The organism is Leptolyngbya sp. FACHB-36 (assembly GCF_014695955.1).
GTDB lineage: Bacteria > Cyanobacteriota > Cyanobacteriia > Leptolyngbyales > Leptolyngbyaceae > FACHB-36.
Genome location: NZ_JACJPG010000658.1, coordinates 1 through 19,069 on the forward strand (window position 1 = coordinate 1; position 19,069 = coordinate 19,069).

17 protein-coding genes and 2 pseudogenes are annotated in these 19,069 nt (G+C 54.0%); 9 read left to right on the plus strand and 10 right to left on the minus strand.

The window, feature by feature from the left end:
* Positions 1 to 776 (minus strand): annotated as a pseudogene (locus H6F43_RS20430) (peptidase S10); the annotation flags it as partial.
* Between the two features lie 205 nt (positions 777 to 981).
* Between H6F43_RS20430 and H6F43_RS20435 the strand changes: the two are divergent.
* Both H6F43_RS20435 and H6F43_RS20440 read left to right on the plus strand, forming a co-directional pair.
* Positions 982 to 1,749, plus strand: a complete 768-nt coding sequence (locus tag H6F43_RS20435; RefSeq protein ID WP_190344921.1) for an SDR family NAD(P)-dependent oxidoreductase — start codon at positions 982 to 984, stop codon at positions 1,747 to 1,749.
* Positions 1,750 to 1,929: 180 nt separating this feature from the next.
* On the plus strand, positions 1,930 to 4,530 hold the full coding sequence (locus tag H6F43_RS20440; protein WP_190344924.1) for an ATP-binding protein: 2,601 nt from the start codon (positions 1,930 to 1,932) through the stop codon (positions 4,528 to 4,530).
* 34 nt (positions 4,531 to 4,564) lie between these two features.
* Here the strand turns inward: H6F43_RS20440 and H6F43_RS20445 are convergent, their stop codons facing one another.
* Positions 4,565 to 4,960 carry a DUF309 domain-containing protein gene (locus tag H6F43_RS20445; protein ID WP_190344926.1) on the minus strand — a complete coding sequence of 132 codons (396 nt, stop codon included), beginning with the start codon at positions 4,958 to 4,960 and terminating at the stop codon, positions 4,565 to 4,567.
* Positions 4,961 to 5,675: 715 nt separating this feature from the next.
* Here H6F43_RS20445 and H6F43_RS20450 point away from each other — a divergent pair.
* The gene (locus H6F43_RS20450) at positions 5,676 to 6,443 is read left to right on the plus strand and encodes a hypothetical protein (protein WP_190344928.1); all 768 of its coding nucleotides are present in this window, start codon (positions 5,676 to 5,678) and stop codon (positions 6,441 to 6,443) included.
* Between the two features lie 47 nt (positions 6,444 to 6,490).
* Here H6F43_RS20450 and H6F43_RS20455 read toward each other — a convergent pair whose 3' ends face one another.
* Complete coding sequence (locus H6F43_RS20455) at positions 6,491 to 6,952, minus strand: pentapeptide repeat-containing protein (RefSeq protein WP_206754592.1); 462 nt, start codon at positions 6,950 to 6,952, stop codon at positions 6,491 to 6,493.
* 346 nt (positions 6,953 to 7,298) lie between these two features.
* On the opposite strand from H6F43_RS20455, the gene H6F43_RS20460 reads away from it, so the two are divergent.
* Complete coding sequence (locus tag H6F43_RS20460) at positions 7,299 to 7,793, plus strand: YraN family protein (protein WP_190344930.1); 495 nt, start codon at positions 7,299 to 7,301, stop codon at positions 7,791 to 7,793.
* 166 nt (positions 7,794 to 7,959) lie between these two features.
* On the opposite strand, the gene H6F43_RS20465 is transcribed toward H6F43_RS20460, so the two are convergent.
* A complete protein-coding gene (locus tag H6F43_RS20465; protein WP_190344932.1) occupies positions 7,960 to 8,349 on the minus strand; it encodes a hypothetical protein in 390 nt (129 codons plus the stop codon).
* A gap of 187 nt (positions 8,350 to 8,536) precedes the next feature.
* On the opposite strand from H6F43_RS20465, the gene queA reads away from it, so the two are divergent.
* Together queA and H6F43_RS20475 are read left to right on the plus strand one after the other, a co-directional pair.
* Positions 8,537 to 9,655: a tRNA preQ1(34) S-adenosylmethionine ribosyltransferase-isomerase QueA gene (queA, locus tag H6F43_RS20470; RefSeq protein ID WP_190344951.1), complete on the plus strand. Its 1,119-nt coding sequence runs from the start codon at positions 8,537 to 8,539 to the stop codon at positions 9,653 to 9,655.
* Positions 9,652 to 11,487, plus strand: coding sequence for an ABC transporter ATP-binding protein (locus H6F43_RS20475; RefSeq protein ID WP_190344934.1), 1,836 nt, complete (start codon positions 9,652 to 9,654; stop codon positions 11,485 to 11,487). The genes queA and H6F43_RS20475 overlap by 4 nt, the downstream gene beginning before the upstream one ends.
* Positions 11,488 to 11,518: 31 nt before the next feature.
* On the opposite strand, the gene H6F43_RS20480 is transcribed toward H6F43_RS20475, so the two are convergent.
* Complete coding sequence (locus tag H6F43_RS20480; RefSeq protein WP_190344936.1) at positions 11,519 to 11,887, minus strand: Mo-dependent nitrogenase C-terminal domain-containing protein; 369 nt, start codon at positions 11,885 to 11,887, stop codon at positions 11,519 to 11,521.
* Positions 11,888 to 12,374: 487 nt separating this feature from the next.
* Between H6F43_RS20480 and H6F43_RS20485 the strand changes: the two genes are divergently transcribed.
* Together H6F43_RS20485 and H6F43_RS20490 are read left to right on the plus strand one after the other, a co-directional pair.
* Positions 12,375 to 12,995: a TetR/AcrR family transcriptional regulator gene (locus tag H6F43_RS20485; protein WP_190344937.1), complete on the plus strand. Its 621-nt coding sequence runs from the start codon at positions 12,375 to 12,377 to the stop codon at positions 12,993 to 12,995.
* 11 nt (positions 12,996 to 13,006) lie between these two features.
* Positions 13,007 to 14,392 carry an aminopeptidase P family protein gene (locus H6F43_RS20490; RefSeq protein ID WP_190344939.1) on the plus strand — a complete coding sequence of 462 codons (1,386 nt, stop codon included), beginning with the start codon at positions 13,007 to 13,009 and terminating at the stop codon, positions 14,390 to 14,392.
* Positions 14,393 to 14,397: 5 nt separating this feature from the next.
* On the opposite strand, the gene H6F43_RS20495 is transcribed toward H6F43_RS20490, so the two are convergent.
* Entirely contained in the window at positions 14,398 to 15,264 is an 867-nt protein-coding gene (locus H6F43_RS20495) for a hypothetical protein (protein WP_190344941.1), read from the minus strand.
* Between the two features lie 323 nt (positions 15,265 to 15,587).
* Complete coding sequence (locus H6F43_RS20500) at positions 15,588 to 16,028, minus strand: pentapeptide repeat-containing protein (protein WP_242025812.1); 441 nt, start codon at positions 16,026 to 16,028, stop codon at positions 15,588 to 15,590.
* A gap of 151 nt (positions 16,029 to 16,179) precedes the next feature.
* Between H6F43_RS20500 and H6F43_RS20505 the strand changes: the two genes are divergently transcribed.
* Positions 16,180 to 16,962, plus strand: coding sequence for an ABC transporter permease (locus H6F43_RS20505; protein WP_190344943.1), 783 nt, complete (start codon positions 16,180 to 16,182; stop codon positions 16,960 to 16,962).
* A 48-nt stretch (positions 16,963 to 17,010) separates the two neighbouring features.
* Here H6F43_RS20505 and H6F43_RS20510 read toward each other — a convergent pair whose 3' ends face one another.
* From H6F43_RS20510 to H6F43_RS20520, 3 genes and pseudogenes are all read right to left on the minus strand, one after another.
* Positions 17,011 to 17,535: a hypothetical protein gene (locus H6F43_RS20510; protein WP_190344945.1), complete on the minus strand. Its 525-nt coding sequence runs from the start codon at positions 17,533 to 17,535 to the stop codon at positions 17,011 to 17,013.
* 147 nt (positions 17,536 to 17,682) lie between these two features.
* Positions 17,683 to 18,726: a UDP-3-O-(3-hydroxymyristoyl)glucosamine N-acyltransferase gene (lpxD, locus tag H6F43_RS20515; protein ID WP_190344947.1), complete on the minus strand. Its 1,044-nt coding sequence runs from the start codon at positions 18,724 to 18,726 to the stop codon at positions 17,683 to 17,685.
* A 46-nt stretch (positions 18,727 to 18,772) separates the two neighbouring features.
* Positions 18,773 to 19,069, minus strand: a pseudogene (locus tag H6F43_RS20520) (23S rRNA (uracil-5-)-methyltransferase RumA); the annotation flags it as partial.

Sequence of the window (19,069 nt, forward strand, 5' to 3'; positions counted from 1 at the left end):
CCGGAATTCTCTGAGCGAGCGCGATCGTGATGCGCTGCCGCCGCCGCCAGCGAGGGAAGCAGCGTTGCCCAGGACGTGAGGTTGTAGTCGTTACCGCCCAGCAAGCTGAACTCCAAGGCGGGCGAGATCAAAATTGCCCCTGACAGCCCGACGCCAAAGTCCTGTTGCAGCTTGCGGGCTAGCTTGGCGACCCGAAAGCCCCCGTAGCTTTCTCCGGCAATGAAAATTGGCGACAGCCAGCGCTTGTGACGCGAGAGAAACCGCTGGATGAACTCTCCGAGCGATCGCAAATCCCGTTCCACTTCCCAAAACTCGGTTTCCTGGGGGCTGTCTGCTTCTGGTTTCTCGCTGGATTTGTTCTGTGTGTCTTTGTCTGGTGGCAGGCTGCGACTGAAGCCTGTGCCGATCGGATCAATAAACACCAGATCGGTAAACTCTAACCAGCTTTCGAGGTTGTCCACCAGCCGTACCGGAGGTTTCGGCAAACTGCCGTTGGCTCCAAAATAAACGCGCTTCGGACCCAGTGCGCCCATGTGTAGATACGCAGAAGCGGCTCCAGGTCCGCCGTTGAAGACGAAGGTGAGCGATCGCGATGCCGCTTCGTCTGTCTGAGCGAGGTACGCGACATGAAACATTTCGGCAACGGGCTTCTCGCGCTCGAAAAGCGTCTGCCACTCGGCGATGGCAGTGTAGGCGATCGAGTGATCCGCGAGGGTAAGCGTGTGTTCGGTAGTGCTGCCTTTGCGGGCGACGATCGGGCTAGCTGGGTCAGACATAGCAACGGCTTTTATGAAGGGCAAGTTACGAAGGGCAAGTCTAGAGATAACGGTACGTCAATTCGATGCACTCTGCACCATTGATGGACTTCCCTACAGGGGGCGCGGAGGAAAGAATTCTACAGCGTCTCTGAAGGAGCCAAGGCGACTAAGTGAGAGAGGTCTATCGTTATGATCGAGAGGCTGTTTAAAGTGATCAGTCGAAATGTCTGTGTTCGCGGGAATTGAATCGATCAATGCGCTGGTCGTCGGTGTCAATCGGGGAATTGGGCTGGAATGGGTCCGGCAGCTGTTGCAGAACGATCGCGTTGGACAACTCTATGCCACCTATCGGAGTGCCGCAACGCCGGAATTGGCTGACATTAAGGATCAGCATCCGAATCGGGTGGGTTTAATTCCAATGGACATTACCGACGACGCCCAAATTGCCGCAGGAATTGCCCAAATCCAGAAGCAAACGACTAGCTTACACTTCGTCGTGTACTGCGTTGGACTGCTGCACGACGAAACCCTGCAACCCGAGAAAAGCCTCCAGCAGATTGAGTCCGATCGACTGCTGCGCTATTTCCAGGTCAACAGCATTGGGGCGGTGCTGCTTGCCAAACACGTGCTGCCGTTGCTGAAGCATGGCGATCGCAGCGTCTTTGCGAGCATCTCTGCCAAAGTGGGCAGCATTGGCGACAACCAGTTGGGCGGATGGTACGGCTACCGGGCCTCCAAAGCAGCGCTGAACATGTTCATGCGGACAGTGGCGATCGAGTACAGCCGCAAAAGCCCTAAAACGATCGTGGTCATGCTGCATCCTGGCACGACAGACACCGCGTTATCCAAGCCGTTTCAGCGGAATGTGCCTCCAGAGAAGCTATTTCCTACAGAGCGGACCGTTGCTCAATTGCAGAGTGTAATCGACGGTATGCAGCCCGATGACAGCGGGCATTTTTTCTCCTGGGACGGAAGCCGTCTGCCCTGGTAGCAGGCTTTCCTGAAGGCGATCCTGAATAGAATTGAGTTATACCAATGCGTAATTCGTAATCCGAAATTCCGAATTGCAGAAACTGGACTCCGGCTACGTTTTAGTGATTTGGTCGGTAGCTGGAATTTAGAGAATTGGTATTACTGCGGAACTGCTTCATTACTAAATGCTGATGATCTCATGATCCGAACTCAGCCGATCGATCTGACCAAGGGCTTAATCCTTGTCGCGCTTATACTCCTGGTAGCCTTGCCGGGACTGCTGCAACCGTTGCTGGCGTCCAGCGGCTTTATTCCACACGGACACTGCTATCTGTGGAAGCCAGGATTAGTTGGGCTACATGTTGCTTCAGATATCCTGATTGGTTTAGCGTATGTTGCTATTTCTGTCACGCTGGCCTACTTAGTGCACAAAACCCGCCAGGAAATTCCCTTTCACTGGATGTTTCTGGCATTTGGCAGCTTTATTGTTGCTTGCGGCAGCACGCATTTTATGGCGATATGGACGCTGTGGCATCCGACGTACTGGCTATCTGGTGGGCTAAAGCTGATTACCGCGATCGCCTCCGTCACGACGGCGATCGCGCTGCCGCCGCTGGTTCCCAAGGCACTCGCGCTGATCGACGCTGCCAAACTCTCCGAAGAACGCCGCCAGCACTTAGAAACGGCGAACCAGGAACTAGAAGCCCTCTACACCAGGCTGAAAGATCTGGACCAGATCAAGACGCAGTTTTTTGCCAACGTTAGCCACGAGCTGCGAACGCCGCTGGCACTGATTTTGGGGGTTACAGAGAAAGTACGGACGGTTGATCAATTAACCGAAGCGCAAGCGCAAGACCTGACCCTGATCGATCGCAATGCGCGTCTGCTGCTGAAGCAAGTCAACGATCTGCTCGATGTCTCCAAACTGGAGGCGGGCAAAATGCAAGTCAACTACGCAGAAACGGACGTAGGGCGGCTGATCGCGCTGACAGCGGCAAACTTCGACGGCTTAGCGCAGGAGCGGCAGATCGCGCTGAGGGTGGACACACCCTCGATCGTGGCTCAGATCGATGCTCAGAAAGTACAGCGGGTTGTGCTGAACCTGCTCTCCAACGCCTTTAAGTTCACGCCAGACCGTGGAGAGGTGAGGGTCACGCTTACTCCTAGCGAGCCGCCGAATGATTCAGACGCTCCTAGCGAGCCGTCCAGCGATCCAAATGCCTCCAGCTACGCCCAAATTGTCGTGCAGGACAACGGACTCGGTGTACCACCGCACCTGCGCGAGGTGATCTTTGAACGATTCCAGCAGGGCGACGGTGGCTCAACGCGGCGATTCGGTGGAACGGGATTGGGGCTGGCGATCGTCAAAGAGATGGTTGAGCTACAGGGCGGCAGCGTTAGCGTTAGCGAGGCTCCGAGCGGCGGTGCCTGTTTTACCGTGACACTACCGCTGCGTGCGCCTGCTGGCGTTGACGTGGCGACCACCGAGACCGTTGCGTCGATCGATCCTCAGCCGATCCTTGTAGAACTGCAACCCGCGACCCTGACCGAACAGACCTCCGTGGTCCAAGGCAGGGAAAAACCGCTAGTGCTTGTGGTGGAAGATAACCCCGAGATGAATCGATTTATTGCGGAGACGCTCGCCGCAGACTATCGCGTTGTCACGGCGGCAGACGGGCGATCGGGGTTAGAGCAGGCGATCGCGCAGCGTCCCGATCTGGTAGTCAGCGACATTATGATGCCGCATCTTAGTGGCGACCAGATTGTGCAGCAGATTCGAACTCACCCAGAATTAGATGCAACCCCGATCGTCGTCTTAACGGCAAAGGCAGACGATGACCTGCGCGTGCAACTGCTGCAAAACGGCGCACAAGATTATTTGATGAAGCCATTTTCGATCGAGGAACTGCGGGCGCGGATTGGCAACTTGATGACGCTGAAACGAACGCGCGATCTGTTGCAGCACGAGCTTAACAGCCAAAGCCAGGATATTGCCGCTCTGGTGCAGGAGGTGTCTTTGCGACGGCGGGAACTGCAACTTGCCCTCGAAGGCTTGCAGCAGCAAGCGGCGGAACTGGCAGAGGCAAATCGATTGAAAGACGAATTCTTAGCAATTGTGTCCCACGAACTCCGCACCCCGCTCAATATTATTTTTGGGTGGGCAAACACGCTGCGGAGCCGCAAGCTGGATGAAGTCAAAACCGCGCAGGCGCTGGAGGCGATCGAGCGCAATGCGCGTCTGCAAATCGAACTGATCGAAAATCTGCTCGATATGTCTCGTCTACTGCGCGGTAAGCTGCTGCTCAATTTGCGCCCAGTGGAACTCCAGCCGCTGATTCAAGCCGCGATCGCACACGTCCAGTCAGCCGCTACGAATAAATCGATTCAGCTGGACGTGGTGCTTGATCCAATCGCTGCAACCGTCTCTGGAGATCCCGATCGTTTGCAAAAAGCGCTGGAGAACCTGCTCGATAACGCCATCAAATTCACGAACCACGGCGGTCGAGTAGACGTCTGCCTAAAGTGTCACGCAGATCAAGTGCAAATCCAGATTCGCGACACTGGACAGGGCATTCGGGCAGAGGCGATGCCCTTCATCTTTGACTATTTTCGTCAAGCCGATAGTTCACTAACGCGCAGCCACAGCGGCTTGGGGTTGGGCTTAACGATCGTGCGGCAGCTTGTAGAGCTACAGAATGGCACCGTGACGGCTGAAAGCCAAGGTGAAGGAATGGGTGCAACGTTTACGATTACCCTGCCGCTCCTCACTCGCGCGGCTGTCCCTCGCTATCTGACCTAGGTAGGTTGGTATAGACGCTTGTATCCAGTCGCCGCTACCCAACGATCGCCTGAATCGTCGGAAACTTTAGCTTGACAGATTCTTCAAGCTGCTGGGCGATCGTGGCAACTTGGTCAGGTCCCTCTGCTTGCAGTGCTTGCAGGACTTGCGCCGCTTCGTCTATGAGGTTGTCTACGTCAATGCCGCCATAGTCTGGTTGGTAGGGTTGTAGCCGATGGATACCTTGCCCGAGCAGAATCACTGCGCCACGCCAGTTTTGGTTGCCCAAGTGGTACAGCGCTACGGCAATCTGAAGAATGCCTTGATAGAACGATTTGTCAGGTCCAAAGGCTTCAATCCACAGCGCCTCTAAGGTATCGTGACAGTCGTAGAACTGCCGCTGGTTAAATTGCTCAACACCGTGCCAAAATTCTGCGGGAAGTTCGTCCATGAGCGGTAATTTGAAGGCTCTAGCGATCGAGTTTTAAGTCGTTGTTTTCTGGTATCACCAACCGTGAGCCATGTCCCATGATTTGATAAATTGATTCTACAAAACAGCTCCTAGTTAAAGACAGCTCTGGGAGAATTTGCCCCCAACTGGGTCTTGCCTTTCCATCAGTGATTTAGTCTAGGGAAAAGTAGAAAACGTCATCGATCGAGCATGATTAACTCTCAATCTTGTTACAGGTATGTAATCAACGGTTTCTACTAATGTCCCTATCCATAGCGACTTAGCAGAACAGTAGGGCAACTATTGTCTACATATAGCGATCGGTGTGGAGCCGATGAAAAACGCTTAATGGAGTTTGTCGAACAAGCATGAACTTTGATTTCAGGGGGCTTGCAGCTTTAAGTCAGTTTGGTATTCTGTTAATTGAAGCTGCTTAGCTTCCCTGGCAGATATAACAGCCAATGTCCCAGTTAGTTAAGAGGTAAAAGCGCTGTTTAATCTAACATCTGTCTCGTCTACTACGACAGCATCCGAACAGAAACTTGATATTTCCTCAGCTTGTAATTCGGGAGCAATGTAACTGATTAACTCGATTTGATCATTGGGTGTTCAATCAGTTCATCTCTAGATACAATATGCCAAAGGGAGGAGGTCACTCAGGGAGTAAGGTCTTGGGTGCTGTTGTAGTTTTAAACCTTGCGAGGCAGAGCACGTCATGGCAATTATTGCCCTAAAAGCCTGGTATCTTCAAGAGTATGAGCCAATTAGGGAATTAGAAAAACGTCCCCATGACTTGCGTTTAAGCAAAAATAGCCTGCTGAAATCTGGCTTGCGGGCTGATTTTTTGGAAGACAGTCACGACGTACAGAAAGCGCTGTGGTTTCAGCGCTACTTGGATGGGGAAGCCGTCGAGTTTTACATCGAAGGTAGCGGCGGCTACACGATCGCCAACATCGATCTGCGGAGCCACGAAATCTACTTCACCAAGCAGGACGTAATGGCGCATTTGGAGCCAACGATTTTTCTGTGCTACCAGACAGAGTACTCGCCGTCGAGCGAGCTTCTGCGCGAGGAGATGCAGAGCATTCTCGACACGCTGAATCCGCGATCGCGCCTGCCTTTAACCCTGAGGGAATCCCACCGGCTCACGGAAGGACCTGTACGCCTCAATAGCACCTTAATGCGGGACATTCGCAAATGCTTGCTGTTTGTTGCAGATGGTACCTCGATCGCGCAAATCGCAGGAACGCCTATCCAACTCATTCCTAGCCCTAAAGTGTGCGTGGAAGTCGGCTACGCGCTGCAATGCAAGCGCACCGAACAACTGCTGCTGACGCAGATGGAGCGCTCCGATTTGCCTGGACAGTTTCCCTTTGATTTGCCCAGCCAAAATCGCCTTGTCTTTAAAGACAAAGCGCAACTGCACAAAACCTTGCCAGGGCTGGTTAAAGCCCAGCTTCAACGGTTCAGCTTACTCAGCTAGCTCGTCCTGAGCGGAGTCGAAGGGCGCGATCTTGAACGGTAGATGCATTAGGGACAGTTCAGCGTGTCTCGTGTTGATCGTCCCGTTGCTGAGTTTGTGCCTTTTGCCAGCTTACACAGCAGCGATTGAGCATCTTGACGCACTTCTACATCCGTAAAATCCGCGCCGTCGATGATAGCATCGTCGAACTTGGCGTTGAAGGCGAACGCTCCTTCTAAATTGGCATTCGTTAAGTTGGCGCGGCTGAATCGAGCCGTGTCGAGCGTAGCATTCCGAAGATCGGCTCCCTCTAAATTGGCTCCTTCCAGGTTGGCACCAAAGAAGCTGACGCCATGTAGGTCAGCACCACTAAAGTTGCTTTCGCGCAGATTTGCTTTTGTGAAGCTAGAGTCGGTCAAAACGCGCTTAGAGAAATCTGCCCCAACCAGAAACTCTTTGTTGTAGTCGTCCGCGATCGCGGGTGCCGTCGCAGTCGCCCAAATCGCTACGCAAACGATGCCCCATGTCAGCGAGTTGCCTATGCGCACTGACACCCACTTCCAAATCGTAGCGAGACGACTCCGAGCAGGACGACTTGAAGCAAGACGATTTGAGGTAGGACGATCGTGCTGATCGAGACAACTCAATGTGCTGAATCGACGACTGTTCATGGTGTACACGCGGTTAGGTCGCTAAAGTGATCCCTTCCTGATACTACCCGAATCCGTTGACCGTCGATTTCAGGTTTTTGATTTGTGATTTTAAGTTTTGATTTGTGATTTTAAGTCTTGAAGATAATTGGTCCTTGGTAATGGGTAAACAGAACGAAGGCGGTCCGTTTCTCTTGTCCTCTCCACTCCTTACCAACCGCACCAGATGCCCGACTCAAAATCCAACATTCGACATTCAAAATCTCCCGACCTAGGTGCTTTGGGCGAAGAATTTGTGACGCAGTGGTTGCGCGATCGTGGCTACCAAATTTTGCAGCAGCAGTGGCACTGCCGTTGGGGAGAGTTAGATGTGGTTGCAGGGTTGCCCTCAACCGACCGATCGAGTCTGGCGCTGCTGGCATTCGTGGAGGTAAAAACCCGCAGCCGCGGCAACTGGGATGCTCACGGCGCTCTCGCAATCACAGCTCAGAAGCAGTCAAAGCTCTGGAAGACGGCTGAATGCTTTCTGGCAGAGCATCCGGAGTTTACTGAGGTGCCGTGTCGCTTTGATGTGGCGCTGGTTCACTGCCGCAAGCAGGCAGCACGATCGTCCGGCACACGATCGTCTGGCAATTCAACCCACGTATCTAACCAGGCATCTAAAACGTTCAGCTACCAACTGACCCTGCTTGACTACATTCCGGATGCCTTCACGCTGTAGCACTACGGTCGCTGATTGGGATTGAATCCCTACGATCGCAGGGATTCCGTCAGCCAATCTGCCCACTGTTGCCCCTGTTCCAAAGCATGCCCTGCAATCTCACTAGCACGATGCTCGAACAGAAACTAGAAAACGCTAACACTATTGTAGTGAGGCGCTGAACTAGCTAAGCGAGGGTTTCTGGGCAGTAGCCAAGTCCCCGAACAAATTGGTTACGAAATTCCTCGATGTCTTCGCGATCGGGTCTCCCGTGAGATACTACCGCGACTTGATAGCGCTGCATCACATCTACCGGAGACTGTCCGGTTTCTAATCCCCACAGCGCCATTTGCACACGAATGTTGGGATCGCAGGGAATCCCTAGCTCGTTCATAAATGCCTGAAAATCTGCGTGCTGGTGCGGCTCTAACATACGATCAAGCTTGACTCGAACAATCCAGCCATCAATCTGGTGAATCACTGTCATGAAGCGAACGGGAAGCTGGTAAGTCGAGTGCAAATGCTCAACGACTCGCAGCGTCAGACTGGCATTGGCAAGATAGTAACGATAGTCCATAGGGCAGGTAAACAAGCGGTGCATCTACATCTATAGTCGACGACTTCTTCCGTAAATACCAGGGGAGAAGCCCCCGTGTTCCTGGAGGGTTTCTCCCCAAATTTATGGATTTCTGTCTCACTATTGGTTACTCAGTAATGAGCGATCGGCTAGTGGTTTAATTGAAACAGACCCATAGAGCCTCTCCATTGTGAACTCCGATCGCTTACTGGCTGCCTACAATTACTGTCTTCCAGAAGAGCGGATTGCGCAGTCTCCCGCTGTTCCAAGGGACAGTGCTCGGCTGCTGGTGGTCAAGGACCATATGCAGCATACCCACGCCATCGTCCAGGATCTACCCAATCTGCTACGACCGGGAGATCTTTTAGTTCTAAATAATACCCGCGTTATTCCGGCGCGCCTGTATGGACGTAAACCCAGTGGATTGCCTGTGGAGGTGCTGCTGCTGGAGCCACAGACGATCGCAGATCGCTGGCTGGCACTGGTTAAACCTGGCAGGCGGCTGAAGCCAGGAGCGGAAATCGTGTTCGGTGATCCTACGGTTGTATCACCTCCGCTTAAAGCAACAGTGCTAGCAACCGACCTACCAACCGGAGGGCGAGTTCTTCAGTTTGAAGTGCCTGCTGGCGAAACGCTAGCGTCGGTGCTCGATCGCCTCGGTCACGTACCCCTGCCGCCCTACATTACCGACACGCAGGCAGAGCCCGACCAGTACCAAACTGTGTATGCAGCTTGTCCGGGAGCGGTGGCTGCTCCGACGGCAGGCTTGCACTTTACCTCGGAGCTGCTGCAACAGCTACAGGAGCGTGGCATTCAGCAGGCATTCGTCACGCTGCATGTAGGAGTAGGTACCTTCCGTCCTGTCGAAGCGGAGGACATCACTACACATCAAATGCATGCCGAGTGGGTAGAGGTGCCACCGCAAACGGTAGAGCAAATCCGCCAAACCAAAGCCAACGGTGGACGAATCATTGCGGTGGGTACGACAGCCGTGCGATCGCTCGAAGGCGCTGCCCAAGGCGGAACGCTGCAACCCGTCTGTGGCAAAATCAATCTGTTTATCTATCCGGGCTACGAGTGGCGCGTAGTAGATGGGCTACTGACGAATTTTCACTTGCCCAAATCCAGCTTGATGATGCTGGTCAGCGCGCTCATTGGTCGGCAGCGCCTGCTCGATCTGTACCAGATTGCGATCAACCAGCAGTATCGCTTCTACTCCTTCGGCGACGCGATGCTGATTTTGCCCGAATCGACGCTGCAGCACAACGGCAGCGCTAACGTGTCAGACGCTATCGTGGAAACATGAAGCAGCGACGAAATAATTTACGGCAGCGATTGCGAGATTTACGGCAGTCGTTGTCGATGTATCAGTATTGCGGACGCGCTGTGGAGCTTGTGTGGACAACCGATCGCACACTCACCTTGGCGCTAGCCGCGTTAACCCTGGTAGCCGGATTACTGCCAGCGGCGGTTGCCTATTTGGGCAAGTTGATTGTGGATGCGGTCGTGCTGGCGGCGCAGACAGGAGCGGCGGACGATCGATTCCGCGCTCTAGAGTTCTTAGCCCTAGAAGCCGTTGCCGTGGCGCTGTTGGCGGCAAGTAAGCAGGGCTTAGCGCTGTGCCAGTCGCTTCTGCGGATGATGCTGGGGCAAACCGTCAACGTGCTGATTCTAGAAAAGGCACTGACGCTAGATATGGCGCACTTCGAGGACCCAGAGTTTTACGACAAGATGACCCGCGCCCGTCGGGAAGCCTCCAGTCGCCCGCTCAGTCTAGTCGGACGCACGTTTGGACTGGTGCAGGATACTCTATCGCTGATTACCTACGGTGGCCTGCTGCTAAAGTTCTCTGGCTGGGCAGTAGCGATTTTGGTGCTGGCAGCAATTCCAGCTTTTATTGCTGAGACACGCTTTGCGGGCGAGGCATTTCGGCTGTTCCGCTGGCGTGCGCCGGAAACGCGGGAGCAGAACTATCTGGAGTGGCTGATGTCCCACGAGTCATCGGCAATGGAGGTGAAGCTGTATCAGCTAGGTCCCATGCTGCTGCAGCGCTATCGATCGACCTTTAATCGCCTCTTTGCTGAAGACCGCGATCTCACCTTCCGCCGCAGCGTCTGGAGCTATGGACTGGGATTAGTCAGCACGGCAGCGTTTTACGGCGCGTACGTCTGGATTGTGCTGGAGGCGATCGCTAAAACGATCTCCCTTGGCGATTTGACCATGTACCTCGTCGTCTTCCGGCAGGGACAGTCCACCGTTTCGTCCGCGCTCAGCAGCATCAGTGGCATGTACGAAGACAGCCTTTACCTATCCAACCTGTACGAGTTTCTACAGCAGGAGATTCCTGCACCACAGGGATACGCCACACGCGGACCGCTGCCCGGAGATGGCTTGCGTTTCGAGCAGGTCAGCTTTACTTATCCGGGTAATACGCGACCTGCGCTGCGCGATGTCTCTCTGCATCTACAACCCGGCGAAAAGCTGGCGATCGTCGGCGAGAATGGCTCTGGCAAAACCACGCTGATTAAACTCCTAACGCGACTTTACGCGCCGGACTCTGGGCAAATTTTGCTGGATGGCTTGGATTTGCAGGCGTGGGACACACAAACGCTGCAGCGGCGCATTGGCGTAATTTTTCAGAGCTTTGTCCGCTACCAGTTCACCGTAGGTGAGAACATTGGCACAGGCGATGTGGACTACCTGGAGGACGAGATCCGCTGGCAAGAAGCGGCTGAAAAGGGAACAGCGCATCCGGTGATCGATCGCCTTGCCGAGGGATACCATACCCGATTGGGACGCTGGTTCAAGGGTGGGCAGGAGTTATCTGGGGGACAGTGGCAGAAAATCGCGCTGTCGCGGGCGTTCATGCGCTCTGGAGCCGATATTCTGGTGCTGGATGAACCCACATCTGCGATGGATGCTGAAGCTGAAGTGCAGATTTTCGATCGGTTCCGGGCAATGACTCAAAACCAAATGGCAATTCTAATTTCGCACCGCTTCTCGACCGTGCGAATGGCAGATTACATCGTGGTGCTAGTGGACGGTGAGGTGCAGGAGCGAGGCACCCACGAAGAGCTACTGCGGTTGAATGGTCGCTATGCCCGATTGTTCTCACTTCAGGCAGCAGGCTATCGGTAACAAACAAGATGCGGCGAATTGCCGACAGCGGTTAGCAGAAGCGCGAGATGTCTTCGCCGCATTCGTCTGCCAGGTAGCAAAGCGATCGGAATCGTAGCCCAACGAACTGCTCATAGAGCGGGTTCAGCTTGCACAGTGGCGGGATGTGGAGCACCGGACGACCAAACAGCGTTACGGTGCGCTCAAATGGGCATTGAGCAGGGATGAGTTGGCAAACGAGCCGTGCCGTTTTGGGATTGCCGATAGAAAGATTGTCAAACCATTGACGGACAGGCTGGAGCGGAGCGGAGCGAGAAGTTGCAGGCTTAGACTGAATTTCAGCCGCATTGAGCGTAATTTCTCCAGAGGTCCAAATTAATGTCGTCGGTTCAGATGTAGCGGATGTACCGTGAGCTTTCATGATAGTTCCCTCGATTTGATGAGGTGGTTGAACTGATCTGTCGATATCTACAAAGCAGTATCCGGAGGTTTCGTAAATGCTCTACCACTTCGTGAACTGTCCACGGGCGGGGCGAATGAGCGAAGGCGCAACTTGTTTAGGCATCACGCTCGACCTTGTAGAGCAACTTCGCTAATACTGCCCATCCTCCCTAAGATAGAAATGCGTAAAGCCACTGAAGTTTAAAGCTGATTCTCTTTCACAAGACAGGATTATCACGCTACTGATCTCTACAACACAGCTCTTCGGTAGTTCTGGGCATAAACTCATCCCGCTAGATTAAGTGCTCCAGCCGAGCTCGTCTGTCGTCAGGGGGTTACTAATCTGATCCTCTTTTCCCTCTGCAGTGGTGCGCCTCCTTCGGCTCTGTAATGTTCTGTTACGATTCTACAGGTTTCCAGGACGATCGTTGCAGAATAACCCTACTGTGGTTCGTTTTGAAGCCCTCATGCGACTTTCTCATCAGACGTCTTCACCAGAGACCGAAACCCGTACCCGCATTCTGAAGTCTGCGCTGCGGCTGTTTGCTCAGCGGGGCTATGACGGTACCACCACCCGCGAACTCGCAGAAGCGGCAGATGTCGCTGAAGGAACGCTGTTTCGTCATTTCCCCAACAAAAAAGCGATTCTCGTTGAAGTTGCAACCCAGGGTTGGGTCGAAATTTTGACCGATCTCCTGACGGAGCTTAGCGAGATGGGTAGCTACAAAGCTGTAGCGCAAGTGATGCGGCGGCGGATGCTGAATTTGCACAAAAACGCGGATATGCTGCGGGTGTGCTTTATGGAAGCGCAGTTTCATCCCGACCTACGCGATCGCATCCAGTCGGAAGTCATTGCCAAAATGACTGATGTTGCCGAAGCCTTTTTCCAAACGGCTATGGATCAAGGCATTTACCGCCGCATGAATCCTAAAACGGTGGCGCGAGTGTTTTTGGGAATGTTTGCGGTGGCTGGCTTCAGCCAAAGCACGATTATGGAACCCGGCTCTGCCGCCTTAGAAATGCAGGAAATGGCAGAAGGGCTGGCGGATATTTTCCTGAATGGTGTGCTAGAAAAGGGCGAGGCGTGATGTGAAGAGGTATGCAAACGCTCGATCGACCTACCTTAGCCAACACCCTAAAACTGCGGCGGCAGCAGCTCGCCCAGCACGTCAAATTTCCGGTACTGCTGTGGTCAGGGTGCAGCAGTTCGCGCAATTTTCCCGCTAACACCTACCCATTTCGGGCAAGCAGCCACTTTTTGTATTTTGCAGGCTTGCCGCTAGAAAACGCCGCGATTCGGCTAGAAGCAGGCAAGCTGCAACTGTTCATGGACGAGGCAAGTCCAGCGGCGGCTTTGTGGCATGGTCCGATGCCGAAGCGTGACGAGCTTGCCGATGCTATTGGGGCAGACGAAGCCTACCCGCTAGAAGCGCTGAAGGCATGGACTGAAGGGGCAGCAACGATCGCAGCTCAGGATGTGGCAACCCAGCAGCTACAAGCGCATCTGCTTAACCGACCGGTCGCTCCTACGACCGCACCGCAAGACATTGACTTAGAGCTAGCGCGGGCGATCGTCTCGCTGCGGCTGCGACATGATGCAGCGGCGATCGCTGAACTGCGCCATGCCGCATCTGTCAGCACTACGGCACATCTGGCAGGCATGGCAGCCAGCCGCACCGCCACTACAGAAGCGCAGGTCCGTGCGGCAATGGAGCAGGTAATTCTTGCGAATAACATGACCTGCGCCTACAGCAGCATTGTCACAGTCCACGGCGAAGTGCTGCACAACAACCACTATCACCACGCGATTAAGGCTGGAGATTTGCTGCTGGCAGATGTGGGCGCAGAGACGGCTAGCGGTTGGGCGTCAGATATCACCCGCACTTGGGCGGCGTCTGGCACCTTTTCTCCATCCCAGCGGGCAGTCTACGAAGTCGTGCTGACCGCTCACGATGCTTGCATTGCCGCGGCTCGTCCGGGTGTCGAGTACCGCGAGATTCACCTGTTGGCAGCGCGCGTCATGGCGGAGGGACTGGTTGAGTTAGGAATTCTGCGCGGACAGCCAGCAGATCTCGTCGATCGCGACGCGCACGCCTTGTTTTTTCCTCACGGCATTGGGCACCTGCTCGGTCTGGATGTGCACGATATGGAAGACTTGGGCGATTTGGCTGGATACGCGGAGGGCCGTGTCCGCAGCGATCGCGTTGGGTTAAGCTACTTGCGGCTGAACCGTCCGCTACAGCCGGGAATGCTAGTGACGATCGAGCCAGGATTTTACCAAGTACCCGCAATTCTGCACGACCCGGAGCGACGATCGCACTATCAGGATGCGGTGAACTGGGACCGCCTTGCTGAATTTGCCGACGTGCGCGGAATTCGGATTGAGGATGACGTGCTCGTAACGGAAACGGGAGCGGACGTGTTAACGGCTGCCCTACCGACAGATATAGGAACGATCGAGCAACTCGTTCGGGGCAGAGTCTAATTTGCCTAATTGATGTATGTGGAACCGTCTGGGTAGGCCTGTGGCTCTAACACCCAGATAGCATAACCGTTTTTCGTTTGCGTCATGATCGTGCGATCGCCGCGCTGGGCCAGACGAGTAGCAAGTTTTAGCGCTTTGCCCTTTGTAGCTTCCAGTCGAACAAATCCGTAGTACTGATCGGCAACCAAAATGGCATAGCGGCGCTGCTCAAAACCAGCCACGCGAATTCGACAAGTCCGGTACTGCTGCGGCTCCAGAATTTGAGGAGTAATTGTTTGGACGGCGGCATCCAGAGAGTTAGCCGTCGGGGTGCGATCGCCTGCAAGTTCAGGAGTCCAAGACGTTGCTGAAAGCGCATTCCAGTCTAGCGGCTCTGATTGAAATGGGTCGTGGTTAAGGAGGGACGAGTCAGCCCCTTGACGCGGTTCATCAATCGCCTCGGCAATCGCTTCTCGTTCGATGTCGGGCATCGTCGGCAGGGAAGCCTCAACTGGCAGCTCAGGCAGTGGAGTCTCAAACGACATTTCCTGCTCATGCTCCAGAGATTCCGGTGGCACTTCGGATAAGAGCGGCGTTAATCCTAGCGCTTCAGCTTTCGCCTCGGCTGAATTGTGGAACGATCGTGCCTTTCGTAACACCTCAGCGGTCGCAATCCCCGCTCCGGCACTAATTAACACCGCAAACCCAACCTGACGCACGACTAAATACTGTCGATCGCCCGGCAGCAGCGACTCATCTCCAGTCACAGTTAACGGATCAAGAGTGCTAGATACTGGCTTGCGATCGACCAGTATCAGCATCAGGACCGCAAATACGGTTCCTGAAACCAAAACAGCAGGCAGCACGAGGGCTTTAAAGGGAGAACTGGGCATGTCAACGGCGTCTTGAGTCTAGCTTGAAAGAGGGGATGATTTGGGCATTGAGCGCTCCTAACGATCGAGGCTCCTGAAGCCAAAACATTGCCACAATTATAGACGCTACAACTCGTAGACACCCGCTTAAACGGCAGCACCGTTAATAAAGCGGACTGATTAACCAAAGGTCAGCTAATCATTAGCTACTTTTAAAATTTAGCCGTTAGCGTTTCGCTGCATTGAATATCTTTTAGTAGATGCTAATCAACGATGGACCGCTAATAGCGACTAGCTGAAACCTTCGCTGACTTACCTGTTTCTAATAGCTACTTCCGAATCTGCTAATCACCACCAATGTTAATGCCACTTCCAGATACAAGAGCACCTGTAATGTCAATGCCTGTTAGGACAGTACCCGTTGTGTTGGCATTGCTAATATTTGCGTTACGGAGATTCGCATCTTTCAGACTTGCCCAATCTAGACTCGCGTTACTAACGAAAGCATTGGTCAAATTAGCATTGCGCAGGTTGGCACCTGTCAGGTCAGCGCCTTCGAGATTCGCGCTGATTAAGCTTGCACCCTGTAGATTGGCATTTCGTAAGTCAGCTCCCAGCAGGTGTGCTTGACTTAAATCGGCCCCTGTAAGGTCGCAGCCAGAGCAGGCGTTTGTTTCCAAGAGCCGCTGCACATCAGTAGGATTGGCAGTTCTAGCAGGATGTGCGATCGCCACCGCTGCTAGAACTGCAATTGTTGTAAGACCTGTTGTCTTCATTGCTTTCATTGCATTGACCTCCTTTCGGTAAATCATCCGGGGGAATCACTCACTTAAGGATGCCACTATAGAAAATAGCAACCGTCTGGCTACCGGATGATTTCAGCGACTTCAGCGCCGGAATCGTTCATTCCGCAATTTCACCGAAGAATTTTATTCAATGCAACGCTACCTGCACGTCTTGCAACTGTTTTGGGGTACGGCGATCGCCGCCGAGCTAGAATACCGTCTCAATTTTCTGCTTGCCGCACTCAGCAGCCTTGGAAATTTGGTAGGTAGCCTGTTTGGGCTGCTGTTGTTCTACCAGAACGGCTATACCTTCCAAAACTGGAACTGGGAGCAGGCATTGGTGGTGCTGGGGGTATTTACCCTACTTCAAGGGTTCTCCAGCACGTTTTTAGCCCCTAATCTGAATCGCATTGTGAACCATATCCAGCAGGGCACGCTGGATTTTGTACTGCTGAAGCCCATCAGCTCGCAGTTCTGGCTGTCTGCGCACACGATATCCCCGTGGGGCGTGCCGGATCTGGTGTTTGGCGTAATTATGGTTGGCTACGCCGGAGCAAGGCTTAGGTTACACGCCAGCGACTATTTGCTGAGTATTGTTCCAATCAGCTTTGGGTTTGCTATTCTCTACAGCCTGTGGTTTATTTTGGGCGCGATGAGTATCTGGTTCGTCAAAATCTACAACGTCACGGAAGTGCTGCGGGGGCTGTTAGAAGCAGGGCGATTCCCGATGGTCGCTTATCCGACCGCGTACCGTTTCTTCTTCACGTTTGTGGTGCCTGTGGCGTTTCTGACGACCGTTCCCGCTGAGGTTATCTTGGGGCGTGGCGAATTGGGCTGGACGATCGCAGCAGGCGGTTTGGCGATCGTCTTGCTCTACACTTCCCATGCGTTCTGGCGCTTTGCCCTGCGCTTCTACACCAGTGCGTCGAGCTGAGTGTTGGCTGTGTGTGGGGCGACCGGGCAATCGCCCCAGAGCGAGGAGTTAGCGGGGACCTAAGAACTGACCAGCAACTCTTAGGGCATCGCCTAAATCGACGTCGCCATCACGATCGCCGTCTAGAAAAGCATTCAGCACCGAGTTTCCGGCTTGGGGATTCTGAGTGTTCGCTCCACCCTGCAGCAGATTTAGCGCCAGCGGCACCAGCACAGGCAGCATCGCCTGAACAGTTTGAGCGTTAAGTCCGGTGCGGCCAATCAGATCTTGAACGACCTGCTGCTGGAGTCCCGGACCCAGTAGCGCTTGCACTGCTTGCGGATTGGGCCCAGTGCCACTGAACTGGTTAACCAACGCCTGTGCTTGCTGCGCTCCAGCAGTCGCTTGCGTTTGCTGGAGCGAGCCGCGCACGTAGTTCCCCACAACAGACAGCATCGATTGAGTGGTATCTGGACTTGCGCCGTAATTGCCGCTCAACTGCTGCACGGTATTGAGAATTGAGCCAAGCTGATTCGGATTGGCGTGCTGGTCCGGATTATTGACTGCACTTAAAATTTGATCAAAAAGTCCCATAGCATTAATCTCAAAGGCGCTTTTACGACGATCTATCGTCTCATAAAAGTTAATTTCCTGCCCAGTTTTAATCGTCTGTTAGGGCAGCAGGGAGTGAGTGGCAGTTGTGCTGTACCACAATCGTCCGTCTATCGGTAGACAGCTCTCCTACTCCTCAGTCTCTTCACGCCGCGATCGACGCAGCACCTGATACATTTCTGGCAATCGCTTATAGATTGCAGCAACTTTCAGGAAAAGGGCGTGATCAACGGCTGGATGGCCTGAAACGGTTTTTCGGGGCTTGATATGGGTCACAATTCCAGCTTTTGCGCCTGCTTTTACGCCGTCACCCACCACAAGATTGTTCGACACGCCCGACTGTCCGCCTAAAAAGACGCGCTTGCCGATCGTGACACCGCCCGCCAAGCCCACCTGCGCTGCAAACGCGCATCCTTCACCGATTTGGCACCCGTGGGCGATGTGCACCATATTGTCAAGTTTGGTGTTGCGACCAACGCGGGTTTCGCCAACGGCAGGACGATCGATCGCAGAATTACAGCCAACCTCAACGCCGTCCTCTAGCACCGTGTAGCCCGACTGCTCCATTTTGAACCAGCCGTCGCGGGTTGGCACGAAGCCAAAACCCTCGGAGCCAATTACCGCACCGGCGTGAATCACACAGTCAGACCCAATACGGCTGTGCTCGTGGATGACACAGTTTGCGTGTAGAACCGTGCGATCGCCGATTTGAGCACCGGGATAAATCACCACATTGGGATGAATGCATACGTGATCGCCGATCGTCACGCCTGCTTGGATAACTACATGAGCACCAATCGCAACCGCACTGCCGATCTTTGCGGTTGGATCGATCACCGCTGTCGGGTGATGATCGGGAGCAGGTTTAAAGGGTTGGTAGAACAGGGCGATCGCTTGAGCAAATATCAAACGCGGGTCAGCGGCTTCAATCCAGGCAATGCCACGATCGATCGCCTGCTTCTGCAACGTCTCATCCTTCGGCAGAATGAGCGCACTCGCACCTGTCGTTTTCACCTGCGATGCAAATTTGCCGCCTTCGATGTAGCTGAGCGTGCCAGAAGTCGCATTATCCACAGCCGCAACGCCGCTAATCTCCACCTCTGAACCTGAATGGGACGTTAACGCTGCCTGATTAGCCACACTCAGCTTCTCAACGAGCTCACTAAATTTCATCCTGCTCCTCCTCACCAATCACGACTCAATTCGCCGTGCTTCCACGCTACACCGTTCCCTCTGTCCGCTTCAAGAATGCCACACACTCGACGTGGGAGGTCTGAGGAAAGAAGTCGGCAGGTTGAACGCGGCTTAGGAGATACATTCCGTCCTGACACAGCAGCTTCAGGTCGCGAGCAAGCGTCGCAGGGTTGCAGCTAACATAAACGATGCGATCGGGGTGCAGATGTCGCAGCGAATCGATTACCGCACGATCGCACCCCTTGCGCGGTGGGTCTAGCAGCACCACGTCCGGCTGCACATCGAGATCCGGCAGCAGCGTCTCCACGTTACCTGCTTGAAA

Excerpts from the sequence above, each read along its gene's own strand:
- H6F43_RS20500 (WP_242025812.1), bottom strand. The coding sequence starts at position 16,028 with ATGAAAGCAATGAAGACAACAGGTCTTACAACAATTGCAGTTCTAGCA.
- H6F43_RS20435 (WP_190344921.1), top strand. The coding sequence starts at position 982 with ATGTCTGTGTTCGCGGGAATTGAATCGATCAATGCGCTGGTCGTCGGT.
- H6F43_RS20505 (WP_190344943.1), top strand. The coding sequence starts at position 16,180 with ATGCAACGCTACCTGCACGTCTTGCAACTGTTTTGGGGTACGGCGATC.
- H6F43_RS20490 (WP_190344939.1), top strand. The coding sequence starts at position 13,007 with ATGCAAACGCTCGATCGACCTACCTTAGCCAACACCCTAAAACTGCGG.
- H6F43_RS20475 (WP_190344934.1), top strand. The coding sequence starts at position 9,652 with ATGAAGCAGCGACGAAATAATTTACGGCAGCGATTGCGAGATTTACGG.
- H6F43_RS20495 (WP_190344941.1), bottom strand. The coding sequence starts at position 15,264 with ATGCCCAGTTCTCCCTTTAAAGCCCTCGTGCTGCCTGCTGTTTTGGTT.
- H6F43_RS20510 (WP_190344945.1), bottom strand. The coding sequence starts at position 17,535 with ATGGGACTTTTTGATCAAATTTTAAGTGCAGTCAATAATCCGGACCAG.
- H6F43_RS20445 (WP_190344926.1), bottom strand. The coding sequence starts at position 4,960 with ATGGACGAACTTCCCGCAGAATTTTGGCACGGTGTTGAGCAATTTAAC.
- H6F43_RS20440 (WP_190344924.1), top strand. The coding sequence starts at position 1,930 with ATGATCCGAACTCAGCCGATCGATCTGACCAAGGGCTTAATCCTTGTC.
- H6F43_RS20460 (WP_190344930.1), top strand. The coding sequence starts at position 7,299 with ATGCCCGACTCAAAATCCAACATTCGACATTCAAAATCTCCCGACCTA.
- lpxD (WP_190344947.1), bottom strand. The coding sequence starts at position 18,726 with ATGAAATTTAGTGAGCTCGTTGAGAAGCTGAGTGTGGCTAATCAGGCA.
- H6F43_RS20485 (WP_190344937.1), top strand. The coding sequence starts at position 12,375 with ATGCGACTTTCTCATCAGACGTCTTCACCAGAGACCGAAACCCGTACC.
- H6F43_RS20450 (WP_190344928.1), top strand. The coding sequence starts at position 5,676 with ATGGCAATTATTGCCCTAAAAGCCTGGTATCTTCAAGAGTATGAGCCA.
- H6F43_RS20480 (WP_190344936.1), bottom strand. The coding sequence starts at position 11,887 with ATGAAAGCTCACGGTACATCCGCTACATCTGAACCGACGACATTAATT.
- H6F43_RS20465 (WP_190344932.1), bottom strand. The coding sequence starts at position 8,349 with ATGGACTATCGTTACTATCTTGCCAATGCCAGTCTGACGCTGCGAGTC.